Here is an 18,284-nt window from a genome sequence, read left to right on the forward strand (position 1 = left end):
AGGAGCCGAGATGGACAAGCGTGTGTGGGGCCTGGTGGTGTCGGTCGGCCTGCTGGCCGCCTGCGGTCGTGAACCCCAAACGGCGCCGGAGTCGCAGCCGGCGACGCCCGCGCCGGCACCGGTGGAGGCGGGCGATGCGCCCGCCGCAGCGCCGGCACTCGCGCCGGTCAGCCTGGACGACGTGATCGAGCATGATCCGCGCTATGTGGTCGGGATCAGCTTCCCGAAGGATGCGGGCCGCTACCCGGGCCTGGCACGTGCCCTGTCCGATTACGCCCAGGCCGCCCGCGCCGAGCTGGTGCAGGCGGTGGACGGGCTGGAGGAAGCGCCGCGCGCGCCCTACGAACTCTCGCTGGGATTCCGCCGGATCCTGGAGACCGACGATGTCTACGCGGTCGCCGCGGACGGCAGCCTGTACACCGGTGGTGCGCATGGCCTGCCGCTGGTCGCGCGCTTCGTCTGGCTGCCGCGCCAGGACCGGATGCTGACGTCGGAGAACCTGCTGCGTACGCCGGACGACTGGCGGGGCGTGGCCGATTACGTGGGCGAACAGCTCAGCGCCGCGGCCCACACCCGCGCCGCCGACGAGGCGCTGGAAGAGGAGGACCGTCGTCGCCTGCTGGGCACGGCGCTGAAGATGATCGCCGACGGCACCGAACCGAGCGCGGAGAACTTCTCCCAGTTCGAGCCCGTGCGCGCGGCGGACGGGCGGATCGGCGCGCTGCGCTTCGTGTTTCCGCCCTACCAGGTCGGTCCCTACGCCGACGGCGTGCGGACGGTCGACGTCCCGGCCCAGGTGCTGCGGCCCTGGCTGGCCGACGACATCCGCGGGCTGTTCTCGGACTGAGTGGCGCAGCATGCAGCCGGCATCGCGCGAACGGAAACGTGTCGAAGCGCTGCTGGCCGAAGCGGACGTGCGCATCGACGGGGAGCGCGCCTGGGACATGCAGGTGCACGATTCCCGCGTGTTCCAGCGGCTGCTGGGCGGGGGAGCGCTGGCGCTGGGCGAGTCGTACATGGACGGTGCCTGGGATGCGGCATCGCTCGACGGCCTGCTTCTGCGGCTGATGCGGGCAGGCCTGGACGAGCGCGTCCATGGCATCGGCGAGATCGGCGATGCCGTGCTGGCCCGGCTGCTGAACCTGCAGAGCGCGCGCCGCGCCGGCGAAGTCGGGCGCCGCCATTACGACCTGGGCAACGACCTGTACCGCGCCATGCTGGGGCGGCGCATGGTCTACAGCTGCGGCTACTGGCGCGATGCCGGCGATCTGGACGCTGCCCAGGAAGCGAAGCTGGCCCTGGTCTGCCGCAAGCTCGGTCTGCGCCCCGGCATGCGGGTGCTCGACATCGGATGCGGATGGGGTGAGGCACTGCTGTACGCGGCCGAGCACCATGGGGTGGAAGGTGTCGGCGTGACGATCTCGGGCGAGCAGGCCGCCCATGCGCGCCGCCTGTGCGTAGGTCGGCCGATCGAGATCCGGCTGCAGGACTACCGCGCGCTCGATGGCCGCTACGACGCGGTGTTCTCGATCGGCATGTTCGAGCATGTCGGCGTGCGCAACTACCGGACCTTCTTCGACGTGGTCCGCCGTTGCCTGCTCCCGGACGGGCTGTTCCTGCTGCATACCATCGGTGGCAACCGCAGCCGGATCCGTACCGATCCATGGATCGCGCGTTACATCTTTCCCAACTCGATGCTGCCGTCGGCCGCGCAGATCGCGGACGCCTGCGAGGGACGGTTCGTGATCGAGGACTGGCACAACTTCGGCGCCGACTACGACCGGACCCTGCAGGCCTGGCGCGACAACGTCGAAGCCGCGTGGCACACGCTGGACGCGCGCTACGAGCAGCGCTTCAGGCGGATGTGGCGTTACTACCTGGCCGGCTCGATGGCCGCGTTCCGCTGCCGGCGGCTGCAGCTCTGGCAACTGGTGCTGTCGCCGTCGGGCGTGCCGGGCGGCTACCTGGCGCCGCGCTGATCGGCGGCATCGGGTTGCGTCGTCGCGCGGGTTCGGTGGCCGTTCCCGGCCCTCCTGGATCCTCCGCGAGGCACCGCGCGTGCATTCGGTGCAGGGCATCGCACTTGCGCTGGACGTCGGATCGGCCATGGCGATCGATCCCGGTCCGGTCCGACGATGGTGCTGCTGCTGGTCAAATTTTGACCATCCATCTTGACACGCCCGTCGCGCAAGGCGTCCGGCCGCTTATCCACAGCTTCATGCAGAAGTGATCCACACAGGCTGTGGAGAACTGCATGCCCGGGACCACAAAAAGACGACGCCACCCGGAGGTGGCGTCGTCGTCATGCCGATGGCGCAGGGCGGCTTACTTGCCGGCCTGGTCCAGTCCACGCTTCTTCAGCAGCGGCTCGATCTGCGGCGAGGCCTGCCCGGTGAAGTCCTGGAAAAGCTGCATCGCGTCCTTGCTGCCGCCCTGCGAGAGCAGGGTCGCGCGGAAGCGGTCGCCGTTCTCGCGCTTCAGCCCGCCGTGTTCCTGCATCCAGGCCTGGGTGTTGGCGTCCAGCACTTCCGACCAGATGTAGGCGTAATAGCCGGCCGCGTAGCCGCCCATGATGTGGCTGAAGTAGGCGGTGCGGTAACGCGGCGGCACCGGCGCGTAGGCGATGCCGTCGGCGGCCAGCGCGTCGGCCTGGAACTGCATCACGCCGGCGGCATCAGGCACCTTGTCGGCGCCGATCTGGTGCCAGCGCTGGTCGAGCATCGCCGCGCCCAGGTACTCGGTGGTTGCGAAGCCCTGGTTGAAGGTTGCGGTGGCCTGGACCTTGTCCAGCAGCGCCTGCGGCATCGCCTCGCCGGTCTCGTGGTGCTTGGCGTAGTTGGCCAGCACCGACGGCCAGTCGGCCCACATCTCGTTGACCTGCGAGGGGAACTCGACGAAGTCGCGCGGCACGCTGGTGCCGCTGAAGTACGGGTACTTCACGTCCGAGAACATGCCGTGCAGCGCATGGCCGAACTCGTGGAACATCGTGGTCACCTCGTCCCAGGTCAGCAGGGTCGGGCCACTGGCCGGCTTGGTGATGTTCTGGTGGTTGGCGACCACCGGCTTGGTGCCGCGCAGTTCGGACTGCGACACGTAGGAGTTCATCCAGGCGCCGCCGCGCTTGGAGGAGCGTGCATACGGATCGAAGATGAAGATCGCCAGCTGGCTGCCGTCGGCGTCGAAGACGTCGTAGGTCCAGGTGTCGGCGTGGTACTTCGGCAGGTCGGTGCGTTCCTTGAAGGTGATGCCATACAGCTGGGTCGCGGCGAAGAACACGCCGTTCTCCAGCACGTTCTTCATCTCGAAGTACGGCTTGAGCTGCGACTCGTCGAAGTCGTAGGTCGCCTTGCGCACCTTCTCGGTGTAGTAGGCCCAGTCCCATGCCTCGAGCTGGAAGCTCGGCTCGCCCTTGGCGGCCTGCTCCTGGTCGATCATCTTCTGCAGCTCGGCGGCCTCGCGCTTGGCGTTGGCCACGGCGGCCGGGGCCAGCTTGCCGAGCATGTCGTTGACCGCCTGCGGGGTCTTGGCGGTGGCTTCCTCCAGCGAGAACGCGGCGTGGTTCGGGTAGCCGAGCATCGCGGCGCGCTCGGCGCGCAGCTTCATCACCTGCGAGACGATGGCGGTGTTGTCGAACTCGCCGCCGCGGCTGCCGCGGGCCATCGAGGCCTCGTGGATCTTCCGGCGCGATTCGCGGTCGCTCAGGTAGCTCAGCGGCGGCTGGCCGGTGGTGTTGAGCAGGGTGACGACGTACTTGCCTTCCTGGCCGCGCTTCTTGGCTTCTTCGGCGGCGGCGGCGATCTGCGCGTCGGTCGAACCGGCCAGCGCCTCGGCGCTGTCGAAGGTCACGGCCGAGGCGTTGACCTCGTTCAGCACGTTCTGGCTGAACTGGGTGCCCAGCGTGGCCAGCTGGCCGTTCATGTCCTTCAGCCTGGTCTTGTCGGCGTCGGACAGGTTGGCGCCGGCACGGACGAAGTCGGTGTAGTAGCGCTCGACCAGGCGCACGCCCTCGGCGTCCAGGCCCAGGCTGTCGCGGGTGTCGTACAGGGTCTTGACCCGCTGGAACAGCGGGCCATCGAGCATGATCGCGTCGCTGTGCGCGGCGAACTTCGGCGAGTACTCGGCCTGGATCGCCTTGCGCGTGTCGTTGGTGTCGGTGCCGACCAGGTTGAAGAACACCGCGCGGGCACGGCCCAGCACCTGGCCGCTGTTCTCCAGCGCGAGGATGGTGTTCTCGAAGGTCGGGGCCTCGGCGTTGCCGGCGATCGCCTGGATCTCCTTCAGCTGCTCGGCCATGCCGGCATCGAAGGCCGGCGCGAAATCGCCGTCCTTGATCCGGTCGAAATGCGGGTACTGCAGCGGCAGGTCGCTCTGCACCAGGAACGGGTTGTCCTGCGACGCTTCGGCGCCAGCGGCGGTCTGCTCGGTGCCGGGCTTGGACGCCTCGTCGCTGGAGCAGGCGGTCATGGTCATGCCGAGCGCGGCGGCAAGGGCGAGGGAAAGGCCGGTTCTCATCATCGGGCAGGGTCCTGCTGGGTCAAACCCTGAAATTTACCGCAGCAACCATCGTCGGGACCCGTGACAAAAGGCACGGGACAAACGTCGTATGGCGCTTGCGGGAAGGCGGCTCCCACCGGGCGGCTGCACAGGGGACATCTTTTGAAACAGTGGCTTGCACCCGGAATCGGGGCATGGTCGTGGCGCGGAAACGCGCCAGGCGGCCTGGCTGATGCCGGCCGGCATAGGCCGACGGCCAGATGCAGCCACGCCGCCCGTGCTGCGGGCGGCGTGGATGGCATCGGTGTGGCAGGGGCGTGGCGCCGCCGGTGCGGCCGCCGCGCCGGGTCACTTCTCGACGAAGGCCCGTTCGAACACGTACTGGCCGGGGCTGCCGATCCGCGGCGAGGCGGCGAAGCCACGCGAGTCCAGCAGCACCCGGAAATCGGCCAGCATCTGCGGGCTGCCGCAGATCATCGCGCGGTCGTGCTCGGCATCCAGCGGATCCAGGCCCAGGGTGTCCATCATCGCGCCGCTGGCCATCAGGTCGGTCAGGCGGCCGTGGTTGGGGAAGTCCTCGCGACTGACCGCCGGGTAATACAGCAGCTTCTCGCCGATGATGTCGCCGAGCAACTCGTGCTGCGGCAGTTCCTTCTCGAAATAGTCGCGGTAGGCCAGGTCTTCGGCATGACGCACGCCATGGGTCAGGATGACCTTGTCGAAGCGCTCGTAGGTCTCCGGATCCTTGATCACCGACAACCACGGCGCCAGGCCGGTGCCGGTGCCCAGCAGATACAGGTTGCGGCCCTTGTGCAGGTCGCTGATCAGCAGGGTGCCGGTGGGCTTGCGCCCGATCAGGATCTCGTCGCCGGGCTTGATGTGCTGAAGGCGCGAGGTCAGCGGCCCGTGCTGGACCTTGATGCTGAAGAACTCGAGCTGCTCTTCCCAGTTGGCGCTGGCGATGGAGTAGGCGCGCAGGATCGGTTTGCCGCTTTCGGTGGGCAGGCCGATCATCACGAACTGGCCGTTCTCGAAGCGGAAACCGTCGTCGCGGGTGGTGGTGAAGCTGAAGTAGGCGTCCGTCCAGTGGCGGACGTCGAGCACCGTTTCGGTGCCGTAGGCAGAGGACATCGAGGTATCGGTGGGGAAAACAGGACGCGTCATTGTAGCCGACCCGTCCGTGGGGGCCTTGCGCCCGATCAAGAACCCGCGCCTCGTGCGCCACCGTCCCGGGGCGGCCATGCCGCCCGGGACGGTGGCCGGGACATCAGCCCTTCGGCGGCTGCAGGCGCAGCAGCTTGCCGTTGTCCTCGTCGGTGACCAGGTACAGGTTGCCGTCGGCACCGGCGCGCACGTCGCGGATGCGCTCGCCCAGGTCCTGTAGCAGGCGCTCCTCGCCGACGACGGTATCGCCGTCCAGCTGCAGGCGGATCAGGTTGCGCTGGGCCAGCGCGCCCAGGAACAGGCTGTCGTTCCAGGCCGAATCGGGCTGGCCGGTGAGGAAGGCCATGCCGGACAGGCCTGGCGAGACCTCGAACACGTGGTGGGCCGGCGCCATGCCGTCCTGTTCCTTGCCCTGGGCCTCCGGGATCGGCTGGCCCGAGTAGTTGATGCCGTGGGTGACGATCGGCCAGCCGTAGTTGAGGCCGGGCTTGGGCAGGTTGATCTCGTCGCCGCCGCGCGGGCCATGCTCGGTCTCCCACAGCGTGCCGGTGCGCGGATCGACCGCCAGGCCCTGCGCGTTGCGGTGGCCGTAGCTCCAGATCTCGGCACGGGCGCCGTCCTGGCCGACGAAGGGATTGTCCTGCGGCACCTGGCCGTCCAGGGTCAGGCGCACGATCTTGCCCTGCAGCTTGTCCAGTTCCTGCGCCGACGGACGCAGGGTGCGGTCGCCCTGGCTGATGAACACGTGGCCGGCGCCGTCGAAGGCGAAGCGCGAACCGAAGTGGTTCTCGGCGTTGACCTTCGGCTCCTGCCGGTAGAACACGGTGACGTCGTCCAGGCGGCCATCGCCCAGCGTGGCGTAGGCGGCGCTGGTGCCGGCGACGCCGCCATCGCCCGGCTCGGCGAAGCTCAGGTAGATGCGCCGGCTCTGCGCGAAATCCGGCGCCAGTGCGACGTCGAGCAGGCCGCCCTGGCCGCGTGCGGCCACCGCCGGCACGCCTTCCAGCGGCGCGGAAATGCTGCCGTCGGCGCCGACATGGCGCAGCTGGCCGCCGCGCTCGGTGACCAGGAAGCTGCCGTCCGGCAGCGGCGCGACGGCCCAGGGATGCGACAGGCCGCTGGCGAGCACGGTCAGCTGCGCCTGGCCGCGCTCGCTGGCCACGGCCTGGGTGGTCTGTTCGGCCGGGCCGGTGGCGGCGGTGGAGGAGGTGGCCGTGGTGTCGCTGCCGCCGCAGGCGGCGAGGGCGGACAGCAGCACCACGCACAGCGTGGCGCACGCGGGCAGGCGCAGGGAATGACGCATCGAGACGTGCCTCGTCTTGGCTTCGAGGATCGCCTTCAACGATACCCGGCGGCCTGCAGCTCGAACAACTCCGCGTAGCGGCCGCCCTGCGCCATCAGTTCGGCATGGGTGCCGCTGGCTTCGAGCCTTCCTTCGGCCAGGACCAGGATCCGGTCGGCCATGCGCACGCTGGAGAACCGGTGCGAGATCAGCACCGCGGTGCGCCGCTCGGACAGTTCCTTGAAGCGCTGGAACACCTCGAACTCGCTGCGCGCGTCGAGCGCGGCGGTGGGTTCGTCGAGGATCATCAGCTGCGCGTCGCGCATGTAGGCGCGGGCGATCGCGATCTTCTGCCACTGCCCGCCGGACAGGTCCACGCCGTTGCGGAAGCGGCGGCCGATGACCTGGTCGTAGCCCTGCGGCAGGCCGGCGATCACCTCGTCCGCGAAGGCGCGGCGCGCGGCGTCCTTGATGCGCGCCGCGTCGTCCATCGCCTCGATCCGGCCGACGCCGATGTTCTCGCCGGCGGTCAGGTGGTAGCGGACGAAGTCCTGGAAGATCACGCCGACATTGGCGCGCAGGTCGTCGAGATCGTAGTCGCGCAGGTCGCGGCCATCGAGCAGGATCCGGCCTTCGTCCGGCTCGTACAGCCGCGCCAGCAGCTTCACCAGCGTGGTCTTGCCGGCGCCGTTCTCGCCGACCAGGGCCAGCACCTCGCCGGCGCGCAGCTCGAATTCCAGCCCGCGCAGCGCCCAGCGTTCGGCACCGGGATAGCGGAAGCCCACGTTGTCGAACACGAAGCCCTGCGCGATCGGACGCGGCACCGGCAGCGCGTCGGGCTTCGAGGCGATTTCCGGCTCGATCTCGAAGAACGAGAACAGGTCGTCCAGGTACAGCGCCTGGCCGGCGACCTGCGAGAAGCCGACCAGCAGTCCTTCCAGCAGCTGGCGCAGGCGGCGGAAGCTGCCGGCCAGGAAGGTCAGGTCGCCGATGCTGAAATCGCCGCGCACGGTGCGCCAGGCGATGTAGGCATAGGCCACGTAGTAGCCCAGCGTGCCGAGTGCGGCCAGCAGCGTGCCCCAGAACGCGCGGCGGCGGGCGAGGGCGCGGTTGGCCGCATAGAAGCGCTCGGCCAGCACCCGGTAGCGGCCGACCAGGAAGCGGTGGAGGTTGAAGATCTTCACCTCCTTGGCGGTGTCGACGCTGGCGCCGGTCTGGCGCAGGTACTCGAGCTGGCGGCGCTCGGGCGTCCACTGGTGGTTGAGCGAATACCCCAGCGCGTTGAAGTGCGACTCGCCGATGAAAGCAGGGATCAGCGCGACCGCCAGCAGCGCGATCAGCCACGGCGCATAGACCAGCAGGCCGGCGGCGAAGCTGGCCACGGTGATCGCATCCTGGACCTGGCCGAACAGCTGGCTCATCAGGTTCATCCGGCTCATGGTCTGGCGCCGGGCGCGGTCGAGCTTGTCCTGCAGGTCCGGGTCCTCGAAGTCTTCCAGGTCCAGCGTCGCCGCATGCTCCATCAGGCGGATGCTGCTGGCGTTGGTGAACAGCTCCGACAGCAGGCCGTCGGCATAGGACACCAGCCTGCCGAGCAGGTCCGAGCCGACCGCCAGCGCCAGTTCCAGCGCCAGCAGCCAGGCCAGGTGGTCGAGCGCGCCGCTGCGCCAGGCCTGGGCGATGTCGCTCAGCCCGGGCTCCAGCCCGGCCAGGCGGATCGCCTCGTCGATGATCAGCTTGCCGAGGTAGAGCATCGCCACCGGCAGCAGCGCCCGGATCAGCCGCAGGCCGAGGCTGGTCATCGTCAGCCAGCGACTGGTCTGCCAGATCTGGCGCAGGAACGGCGGCAGGTTGCGCATCGCGTCGAAGCGCTCGCGCAGGCTGGGGCTGGCGTGCTCCCGGCGCGGCTTGGTGCTGGAGGCGGGCGATGGCATGCCGGCATTGTGCCGCGTGCCCCGTCGCGCAGGCGATCACATCGGCAGCGGATGCTTCGACGCTGGCGCAGGCGTCACCTGCGCTGGCGCGGCGGCATCCACGGACCGGGCCGATCCGGACTGCGCACATGAAAAGGCCCGCTTGCGCGGGCCTCTGGATCCGAACGCGTGGAGCCGGCTCAGAAGGCGCCGTGCAGGTCGCGGATCTGGGCCGGGCGCGAACCGAAGTAGGCCGACAGGTCGGCGATGTCCTGGTCGCTCAGGCCGGTTGCCTGCGGGGTCATCAGCGCATGGTCGCGCTCGCCCTTGCGGTAGGCCTGCAGCGCGTGGGCCAGGTAGTCGGCGTACTGCCCGCCGATCTTGGGGTAGCTCGCGTCCAGCGGCACGTTGCCATCCGGGCCGTGGCAGTCCACGCAGCTCTGGCCGGTGGCCTTGCCCTTGGCGGTGGCCAGCTGCTCGCCGATGGCGATGCGTCCGCTCGGCAGGCCTGCCGACGAACTGGCGGCCGGCGCGTCAGCGGCGGCGTGGGAGGAATCCTGTCCGGAGGAGCAGGCCGCCAATGCAAGGGCGGCGGTCAGGGCGATGGCGAGACGCTGGGCGTACACGGCTGTCGTCATGTCGGGAGGCACTTACTTGATGGTGGACAGGAAGGCGGCGAGATCGGCGATGTCCTGGGCCGAGAAGCTCTGCGCCTGGGCCTGCATCGTCGGGTGTCGGCGTTTGCCCTGCTGGTACTCGTGCAGTGCCTGGCCCAGATACTCGGCCGACTGGCCGCCGATCTTGGGCACCTTGTAGCTGGGATAGGCGTTCTTGTAGCCCTCGATGCCGTGGCAGCCCTGGCAGGTGTAGGCCAGGACCCGCCCCTTCTCGGGGTCGCCGGCGGCCGGCGCTGCCGCTTCGGCGGCAGCCGGGGCGGGCGCGGACGGCTGTGCGTCCTGGGCGAGGGAAGTGAAAGAGACAGTGATCAGGGCAATGCAGGCGGCTAGCGGCAGCGGGCGCTTCATTCGATGGTCCGGATCGGTCGCGGATGGAATCTGGCGGCCGGTTCTACCCCTCCCGGACGCAAGTCGGGTCGAGTATAGCCTCGCGTTAACGCAACCGGAAACGCGTGTCCATGCGTGCGATCAAGGACCTTGCTGCGATCCTGTGCCGGAGGTGGCGTCCGTGGGGCGGCAGGATCGGCGGCCGGATGAGGGCGCGCGCACCGGCCTGGCGCTCTCCGTCAGGCGGATGACGCGGCTGGCTGCCCATTGCCTGGTGCCTGGCGCGTGGCCGTTTTCGGGGGCCGGGGCCGGCACCCGGCGAAGGGATCCCTGCAGTCACCATGACCTTCGGCGCATGGCAGGGGGTCGTTCTGGTGATTTACTTGCGTACAACACCTATTCACGCCCCACGCCAAGGCACCTCACGCGCATGGACACCGCAACGACCCGTTCCTCCTCCCACCTCCTGCGCCACGGCCCCCGTGCCGCCACCGCGCTGCTGGCCTGCGCACTGCTGCTGTCTGCCTGCAAGGGGGGCGCGCCCGGCGGCGATGCGGCCGATGCGGCGGAAAAGCCTGCCGATGCCGTGCCGGTGGAGGTCGTCAAGGCGTCGCACCGCGCGATCGCGGCCAGCTACACCGGCACCGCCGCGCTGGAGCCCCGTGCCGAATCGCAGGTGGTGGCCAAGACGTCGGGCGTGGCCCTGCAGGTCCTGGTCGAGGAAGGCCAGCAGGTCAAGGCCGGACAGGCTCTGGTCCGGCTCGATCCGGACCGCGCGCGCCTGGCCGTGGCCCAGAGCGAGGCGCAGCTGCGCAAGCTGGAGAACAACTACCGCCGTGCCCAGCAGCTGGTCGCCCAGCAGCTGATCAGCGCCGGTGAGGTCGACCAGATGCGCTACGACGTCGAGAACGCGCGCGCCCAGCACAACATGGCCGCGCTGGAGCTGTCGTACTCGACGGTGACCGCGCCGATCTCCGGCGTGATCGCCTCGCGCTCGATCAAGGACGGCAACTTCGTCCAGATCAATACACCGATCTTCCGCATCGTCGACGATTCGCGCCTGGAGGCCACGCTCAACGTACCCGAGCGCGAGCTGGCGACGATGAAGGCCGGTCAGCCGGTGGTGCTGCTGGCCGACGCCCTGCCGGGCAAGCGCTTCGAGGGCGTGGTCGACCGCGTCGCACCGGTGGTCGATTCGGGCAGCGGCACCTTCCGCGTGGTCTGCGCCTTCACCGGCGGCGAGGCGCTGCAGCCGGGCATGTTCGGCCGCATCCGCATCGACTACGACCAGCGCGCCGACGCGCTGGTGGTGCCGCGCCTGGCCCTGCTCGACGATCAGGGCGATCCGGCGGTGTACGTGATCCGCGAAGGCAAGGCGGTGCGCGTGCCGGTCAAGCTGGGCTACACCGAAGGCGAGTGGAGCGAGATCCGCGAAGGCCTGAAGGAAGGCGACGCCGTGGTCACCGCCGGCAAGGTGGCGCTGCGCGACGGCAGCACGGTGCAGGTGATCGGGCAGGAACAGACCTCCACCGCGGTGGCCAAGTCGGCCGACGCGACCGCACAGGCCGGTAGCGCACAATGAGCCATACCCCCGAGACATCGCACGGCTCCGAAGGAGCCGGCTGGCAGGCGGCTGCCCGCGGTGGACTGGTCGGCTTCGCCGTCCGCCGCCGTGTCACCGTGGCCATGTTCACCATCACCATGGTGCTGTTCGGCGCGCTGGCGCTGGGCGACCTGAAGGTCAACCTGCTGCCGGACCTGAGCTATCCGACCCTGACCGTACGCACCGAATACACCGGTGCGGCCCCGGCCGAGATCGAGACGCTGGTGACCGAGCCGGTCGAGGAGGCCGTCGGCGTGGCCAAGGGCCTGCGCAAGCTCAAGTCCGTGTCGCGCACCGGGCAGAGCGACGTGGTGCTGGAGTTCGCCTGGGGTACCGACATGGACCAGGCCAGCCTCGAGGTGCGCGACAAGCTGGAAGTGCTGCAGCTGCCGCTGGAGGTCAAGGCGCCGGTGCTGCTGCGCTTCAATCCGTCGACCGAGCCGGTGATGCGGCTGGCGCTGTCGGCCAAGGGCGAGACCGCCAGCGACGAGCAGGCCGTGCGCCAGCTCACCGCGCTGCGCCGCTATGCCGACGACGACCTGAAGAAGAAGCTCGAGCCGGTCACCGGCGTGGCCGCGGTCAAGGTCGGCGGCGGTCTGGAGGACGAGATCCAGGTCGACATCGACCAGCAGAAGCTGGCCCAGCTGAACCTGCCGATCGACAACGTGATCCAGCGCCTGCAGCAGGAGAACATCAACCTGTCCGGCGGTCGCCTGGAGCAGGGCTCGCAGCGCTACCTGGTGCGCACGGTCAACCAGTTCGCCGCGGTCGAGGACATGCGCGAGATGCTGGTCACCACCCAGAGCGGTGGCGACAACGCGGCGGCCTCGGCGGCGCAGCAGATGGCCGCGATCGCCGCGGCCTCGGGCAATGCCAGCGTGCTGGCGGCGGCGGCGTCGGTGCAGAGCGCCTCGTCGGGCGGCAGCAGCAGTGCGATCGCCGGCGGCGTGCCGGTGCGGCTGAAGGACGTCGCCGAGGTGCGCCAGGGCTACAAGGAGCGCGAAGCCATCATCCGCCTGGCCGGCCGCGAGGCGGTCGAGCTGGCGATCTACAAGGAAGGCGACGCGAACACCGTGTCCACCGCCGATGCGGTGCAGGCGCGCTTGGAGCAGATCCGCAAGGAAGTGCCCGACGACATGGAGCTGACCGTCATCGACGACCAGTCCAAGTTCATCCGCAGCGCGATCAACGACGTCAAGGTCGATGCGGTGTGGGGCGGCAGCCTGGCGCTGCTGGTGATCTTCCTGTTCCTGCGCAACGGCTGGAGCACGCTGGTGATCGGCCTGTCGCTGCCGGTCTCGATCATCGCCACCTTCTTCTTCATGGACCAGCTGGGCCTGAGCCTGAACGTGATGTCGCTCGGCGGCCTGGCGCTGGCGACCGGCCTGGTGGTCGACGACTCGATCGTGGTGCTGGAGAGCATCGCCAAGGCGCGCGAGCGCGGACTGTCTCCGCTGCAGGCGGCGATCGTGGGTACGCGCGAAGTCAGCATGGCGGTGGTGGCCTCGACCCTGACCACGATCGCCGTGTTCCTGCCGCTGGTCTTCGTCGAAGGCGTCGCCGGCCAGCTGTTCCGCGACCAGGCGCTGACGATCGCGATCGCGGTCGGCGTGTCGCTGCTGGTGGCGATGACCCTGATCCCGATGCTGTCGGCCTGGAAGTCGCGTTCGGCCCTGGGCTTCCCGGAAGAGCCGGCGCACCCGAGCTGGCGTCCGACCGCGCGCGTGCAGAAGCCGGTCGCCGCGGTTGGCCGCGGGATCGGCGCCAGCGTCCGCGGCATGTTCTTCGGCCTCGCCTGGGTGTTCGTGCGGCTCTGGCGCGGGGTGACCCGCGTGGTGTCGCCGGTGATGGGCAAGGCCAGCGACATCGCGATGGCGCCGTATGGTCGCGCCGAGCGTGGCTATCTGCGCGCGCTGCCGGCCGCACTGCAGCGCCCCGGCCGGGTCCTGCTGTTCGCCGGCGCCGCGTTCGCGGCGGCGGTGGCGGTGATGCCGCTGCTGGGCACCGACCTGATCCCGCAGCTGGCCCAGGACCGCTTCGAAATGACGGTCAAGCTGCCGCCTGGCACGCCGCTGCGCGAAACCGACAAGGTCGTGCGAGAACTGCAGGCCCAGCACAGCGGCGACGCCGGCGTGGAGACGCTGTACGGCGTCAGCGGCAGCGGCACGCGGCTGGACGCCAACCCGACCGAGAGCGGCGAGAACATCGCCAAGCTCACCGTGGTCATGGCCGGCGGCGGCAGCCGCGCGTTCGAGGCCGAGCAGAGCGACCGCATGCGCCAGACCATGCAGCGCTACCCCGGTGCGCAGGCCGACTTCGCCCGGCCGCAGCTGTTCAGCTTCTCCACGCCGCTGGAGATCGAGCTGCGCGGCAACGACCTGGAAAGCCTGGAGCGTGCGGGCCAGAAGCTGGCCGGCATGCTGCGCGACAACCCGCACTACACCGACGTGAAGTCGACGGTGGAACAGGGCTTCCCGGAGATCCAGATCCGCTTCGACCAGGAACGCGCCGGTGCGCTCGGCCTGACCACGCGCCAGGTCGCCGATGCGGTGGTCAAGAAGGTCCGCGGCGAAGTGGCCACGCGTTACAACTTCCGCGACCGCAAGATCGACGTGCTGGTGCGGGCGCAGGAATCGGACCGCGCCACGGTCGAGGACATCCGCCAGCTGATCGTCAATCCCGGCAGCGCCCGTGCGGTGCGGCTGGATGCGGTGGCCGAGGTGGTCGCCACCACCGGCCCCAGCGAGATCCACCGTGCCGACCAGATGCGGGTGGCGGTGATCTCGGCCAACCTGCGCGGCATCGACCTGGGCTCGGCGATGCAGGAAGTGCAGGGCATGGTCGCCGCCAATCCGCTGGGTGCCGGCCTGGGCCTGCACATCGGCGGCCAGGGCGAGGAGCTGGCCGAATCGGTGCGCTCGCTGCTGTTCGCGTTCGCGCTGGCCGTGTTCCTGGTGTACCTGGTGATGGCCTCGCAGTTCGAGTCGCTGCTGCATCCGTTCGTCATCCTGTTCACCATCCCGCTGGCGATGGTCGGTGCGGTGCTGGCGCTGATGCTGACCGGCAATTCGATCTCTGTGGTGGTCTTCATCGGCCTGATATTGATGGTCGGCCTGGTGACCAAGAACGCGATCATCCTGATCGACAAGGTCAACCAGCTGCGCGAGGAAGGCGTGGCCAAGCGCGAGGCGCTGGTCGAGGGCGCCCGTTCGCGCCTGCGTCCGATCGTGATGACCACGCTGAGCACGCTGTTCGGCTTCCTGCCGCTGGCCATCGCGATGGGCGACGGCGCCGAGGTGCGTTCGCCGATGGCGATCACGGTGATCGGCGGCCTGCTGGTCTCGACCCTGCTGACCCTGTTCGTGATCCCGGTGGTCTACGACCTGCTCGACCGTCGCCCCGACAGCGATTACGTCGAGCGCGGCCTGCGCGCACGCGCCGATGCGGAAAGCGGCGGCTATGACGCCACCGTGGGCCAGGAGCACGCATGAGCGTTTCCGAGTTCAGCATCAAGCGGCCGATCACCACGATCATGTGCTTCGTGTCGCTGGTGGTCGTGGGCCTGATCGCCTCGTTCCGCCTGCCGCTGGAGGCACTGCCGGACGTGTCGGCGCCGTTCCTGTTCGTGCAGCTGCCGTACTCGGGCTCCACGCCGGAGGAGATCGAACGCACGATCCTGCGCCCGGCCGAGGAGACCCTGGCGACCCTGACCGGGGTCAAGCGGATGCGCAGCAACGCCACCGCCGACGGCGCCGGCATCTTCATCGAGTTCTCCGACTGGGACCGCGACGTGTCGATCGCGGCCTCCGAGGCGCGCGAGCGGCTGGACGCGATCCGCGACGAGTTCCCGGACGACTTCCAGCGCTACTACGTGATGAAGTTCTCCACCAGCGACGAGGCGGTGCTGCGCGTACGCCTGGCCGCGGACATGGACCTGACCGGCGCGTACGACCTGATCGACCGCGACATGAAGCGGCGGATCGAACGCATCCCCGGCGTGGCCCGGGTGGAGATCAGCGGTGCGCCGCCGAACGAGGTCGAGATCGCGATCGATCCCAACCGCCTGACCGCGCACGACCTGAGCCTCAATGAGCTGACCCAGCGCCTGCAGACGGTCAACTTCTCGGTCTCGGCCGGGCAGATCGAGGACAACGGCCGCCGCCTGCGCCTGCAGCCGGTCGGCGAAATCCGCGACCTGCAGGAGCTGCGCGACCTGGTGCTGAACGCGAAGGGGCTGCGCCTGGGCGACATCGCCGACGTGCGGCTCAAGGCGCAGCGGATGGGCTACGGCCGGCGCCTGGACGGGCGCACCGCGGTCGGCCTGGACATCTTCAAGGAGCGCAACGCCAACCTGGTGGAGGTGTCGGGCAACGTGCTGCGCGAGATCGAGGCGATCCGCAAGGAGCCCGGCCTCAACGACATCGACTTCAAGGTCATCCAGAACATGGGCGACGAGGTCACCGACTCGCTGATCGAGCTGGGCGAAGCCGGCGTGGTCGGCCTGCTGCTGTCGATCATCGTGCTGTACGCGTTCCTGCGGCACTGGCCGTCGACCTTGATGGTGACTCTGGCGATCCCGATCTGCTTCATCGTGACGCTCGGCTTCATGCATTTCGCCGGCGTGACCCTGAACGTGCTGACCCTGATGGGCCTGCTGCTGGCGGTCGGCATGCTGGTCGACAACGCGGTGGTCGTGGTCGAGAGCATCTACCAGGAGCGCGAGCGGATGCCCGAACAGCCGCGCCTGGCTGCGATCCTGGGCACCCGCCACGTGGCCATCGCGCTGTCGGCCGGCACCCTGTCGCACTGCATCGTGTTCCTGCCCAACCTGCTGGGCGAGACCAACATGATCAGCATCTTCATGTCGCAGCTGGCGATCACGATCACGGTGTCGCTGCTGGCGTCGTGGCTGGTCGCGGTCAGCCTGATCCCGATGCTGTCGGCGCGGATGAAGACGCCAGCCGCGGTGCACAGGCCCGATGGCCTGATCCCGCGCATGCAGCGCCGTTATGCGCGGATCCTGCGCTGGACGCTGGAGCACCGTGGCTGGAGCGTGCTCGGCATCGGCATGATCGTGGTGCTGAGCGTGGCGCCGATGATGGGCACCAAGTTCGACTTCTTCGGCGGCGGCGATACCGGCGAGATCCAGGTCTATTACCAGTGGAAGGGCAGCTACACCAAGGACCAGATCTCCGAGGAGGTGGCCCGGGTCGAGAACTTCCTGGACCGCAACCGCGAGCGTTTCCAGATCGTGCAGACCTACTCGTGGTTCAACGAGGAGGGCGAGGCCTCGACGATGGTGACCTTCGCCGACACCGTGAAGGACACCAAGCCGCTCAGCGACCAGATCAGCAACGAGCTGCCCAAGTCGGCCCGCGCCACGCTCGGCGTGCGCGGCGCGAGCGGGCAGGGTGGCGGCGGTGGCAGCCCGGGCCAGAACGTCCAGGTGCAGCTGGTCGGCGACTCGACCCAGCTGCTGTCCGAGCTGGCCGAGGACGTGATCCCGATGCTGGCCGCACGCAAGGAGCTGCGCGACGTGCGCGTGGAGGGTGGCGACAAGAACACCGAGCTCAACGTGCGCGTGGACCGCGAGCGCGCGGCGGCCTACGGCTTCAGTGCCGAAGAGGTGTCGCGCTTCGTCGGTCTGGCCCTGCGCGGCGCGCAGCTGCGCGAGTTCCGTCGCGGCCAGACTGAAGTGCCGGTGTGGGTGCGCTTCGAGGGCGCGCAGAGCTACGGCGTGGAAGACATCGCCAGCTTCATGGTGCGTTCCCCGGACGGGCGGATGGTGCCGCTGCTGAGCATGGTCGAGATCGCGACCATGCCGTCGGCCAGCCAGATCAACCGCTTCAGCCGCCAGACCGTGGTCACCCTGCAGGCCAACCTGACCGACGGCACGACCATGCCCGACGCCCGCAAGGCGATGGAGGCCACGCTCGAGGCGATGAGCTTCCCGCCGGGGTACGGCTACTCGTTCGACGGGTCCGGCTTCCAGGAAGACCAGGAAGGCATGCAGCAGATGATGTTCAACCTGCTGCTGGCGCTGGTGATGATCTACGTGCTGATGGCCGCGGTGTTCGAGTCCCTGCTGTTCCCGTCGGCGATCATGAGCTGCGTGGTGTTTTCGGTGTTCGGCGTGTTCTGGCTGTTCTGGATCACCGGCACGCCGTTCACGATCATGGCCCTGATCGGCATCCTGGTGCTGATGGGCGTGGTGGTGAACAACGGCATCATCATGGTCGAGCACATCAACAACCTGCGCCGGCGCGGCATGTCGCGCACCGACGCACTGGTCGAGGGCAGCCGCGAACGCCTGCGTCCGATCATGATGACGATGGGCACCGCGATCCTGGCGATGGTGCCGATCTCGTTGAGCGACACGGTGGTGCTGGGCGGCCTGGAGTACTCGCCGATGGCACGGGCGGTGGCCGGCGGCCTGGCGTTCTCGACGGTGGTCAGCCTGCTGTTCCTGCCGACGATCTACGCGATCCTGGACGACCTGCGCAACGGCGTGTCGCGCACGCTCCGCCGTGCGCGGGGCCTGCCGCCGGAGCACGCGGGCAGCACTCCGCAGCCGCTGGCGGAGTGAGTCCATGGACGGGGCGCGAGCCCCGTCCACGCGCGCGTCCGGCCGCTCGCATGCGTAGAACGGGCCATGCCGAGTCGCAGTGTGCTGGCGCACGGTGCGATGCATGGGCCGGGGGCGCGACAGGCGGTGGAGCCCGCGCTCGGTATGCGGCTCCGGTGCTGGCGTGGCCTGGTCGACGCCGACGCTGCGGCGAGGTGGCGGGCATGCAGCTGCACGTCGCATGCCGCTGTTGTCGGGC

General features: G+C 69.1%; 11 protein-coding genes. 5 read left to right on the plus strand and 6 right to left on the minus strand.

All coding sequences use genetic code 11. The features are described from left to right. Positions 1-10 precede the first annotated feature (10 nt). Positions 11-847 (plus strand): DUF3298 and DUF4163 domain-containing protein, encoded by an 837-nt coding sequence (locus IB242_RS05435; protein ID WP_192276605.1) that lies wholly within the window; start codon positions 11-13, stop codon positions 845-847. 10 nt (positions 848-857) lie between these two features. After that, positions 858-1,979 carry a cyclopropane fatty acyl phospholipid synthase gene (gene cfa, locus IB242_RS05440; RefSeq protein WP_192276608.1) on the plus strand — a complete coding sequence of 374 codons (1,122 nt, stop codon included), beginning with the start codon at positions 858-860 and terminating at the stop codon, positions 1,977-1,979. A gap of 346 nt (positions 1,980-2,325) precedes the next feature. Here cfa and IB242_RS05445 read toward each other — a convergent pair whose 3' ends face one another. The 6 genes from IB242_RS05445 to IB242_RS05470 form a co-directional block, all read right to left on the minus strand. Beyond that, positions 2,326-4,512: a M3 family metallopeptidase gene (locus IB242_RS05445; protein WP_192277762.1), complete on the minus strand. Its 2,187-nt coding sequence runs from the start codon at positions 4,510-4,512 to the stop codon at positions 2,326-2,328. 330 nt (positions 4,513-4,842) lie between these two features. After that, positions 4,843-5,625, minus strand: a complete 783-nt coding sequence (locus IB242_RS05450) for a ferredoxin--NADP reductase (protein ID WP_192276612.1) — start codon at positions 5,623-5,625, stop codon at positions 4,843-4,845. 136 nt (positions 5,626-5,761) lie between these two features. Beyond that, complete coding sequence (locus tag IB242_RS05455; protein WP_192276615.1) at positions 5,762-6,961, minus strand: PQQ-dependent sugar dehydrogenase; 1,200 nt, start codon at positions 6,959-6,961, stop codon at positions 5,762-5,764. A 35-nt stretch (positions 6,962-6,996) separates the two neighbouring features. Further along, positions 6,997-8,874: an ABC transporter ATP-binding protein gene (locus IB242_RS05460; protein WP_192276618.1), complete on the minus strand. Its 1,878-nt coding sequence runs from the start codon at positions 8,872-8,874 to the stop codon at positions 6,997-6,999. 179 nt (positions 8,875-9,053) lie between these two features. Next, positions 9,054-9,491, minus strand: a complete 438-nt coding sequence (locus IB242_RS05465; RefSeq protein ID WP_192276621.1) for a cytochrome c — start codon at positions 9,489-9,491, stop codon at positions 9,054-9,056. Between the two features lie 12 nt (positions 9,492-9,503). After that, positions 9,504-9,878, minus strand: coding sequence for a cytochrome c (locus IB242_RS05470; protein WP_192276625.1), 375 nt, complete (start codon positions 9,876-9,878; stop codon positions 9,504-9,506). 409 nt (positions 9,879-10,287) lie between these two features. Between IB242_RS05470 and IB242_RS05475 the strand changes: the two genes are divergently transcribed. The 3 genes from IB242_RS05475 to IB242_RS05485 are packed head-to-tail and all read left to right on the plus strand — an operon-like array spanning position 10,288 to position 18,046. Then, on the plus strand, positions 10,288-11,439 hold the full coding sequence (locus tag IB242_RS05475) for an efflux RND transporter periplasmic adaptor subunit (protein WP_192276628.1): 1,152 nt from the start codon (positions 10,288-10,290) through the stop codon (positions 11,437-11,439). Beyond that, positions 11,436-14,951 carry an efflux RND transporter permease subunit gene (locus IB242_RS05480; protein WP_192276631.1) on the plus strand — a complete coding sequence of 1,172 codons (3,516 nt, stop codon included), beginning with the start codon at positions 11,436-11,438 and terminating at the stop codon, positions 14,949-14,951. Before IB242_RS05475 ends, IB242_RS05480 begins: the two co-directional genes overlap by 4 nt. Then, on the plus strand, positions 14,948-18,046 hold the full coding sequence (locus tag IB242_RS05485) for an efflux RND transporter permease subunit (protein WP_192276634.1): 3,099 nt from the start codon (positions 14,948-14,950) through the stop codon (positions 18,044-18,046). The genes IB242_RS05480 and IB242_RS05485 overlap by 4 nt, the downstream gene beginning before the upstream one ends. Positions 18,047-18,284 lie beyond the last annotated feature (238 nt).

This window comes from Xanthomonas sp. XNM01 (genome assembly GCF_014851915.1).
GTDB lineage: Bacteria > Pseudomonadota > Gammaproteobacteria > Xanthomonadales > Xanthomonadaceae > Pseudoxanthomonas.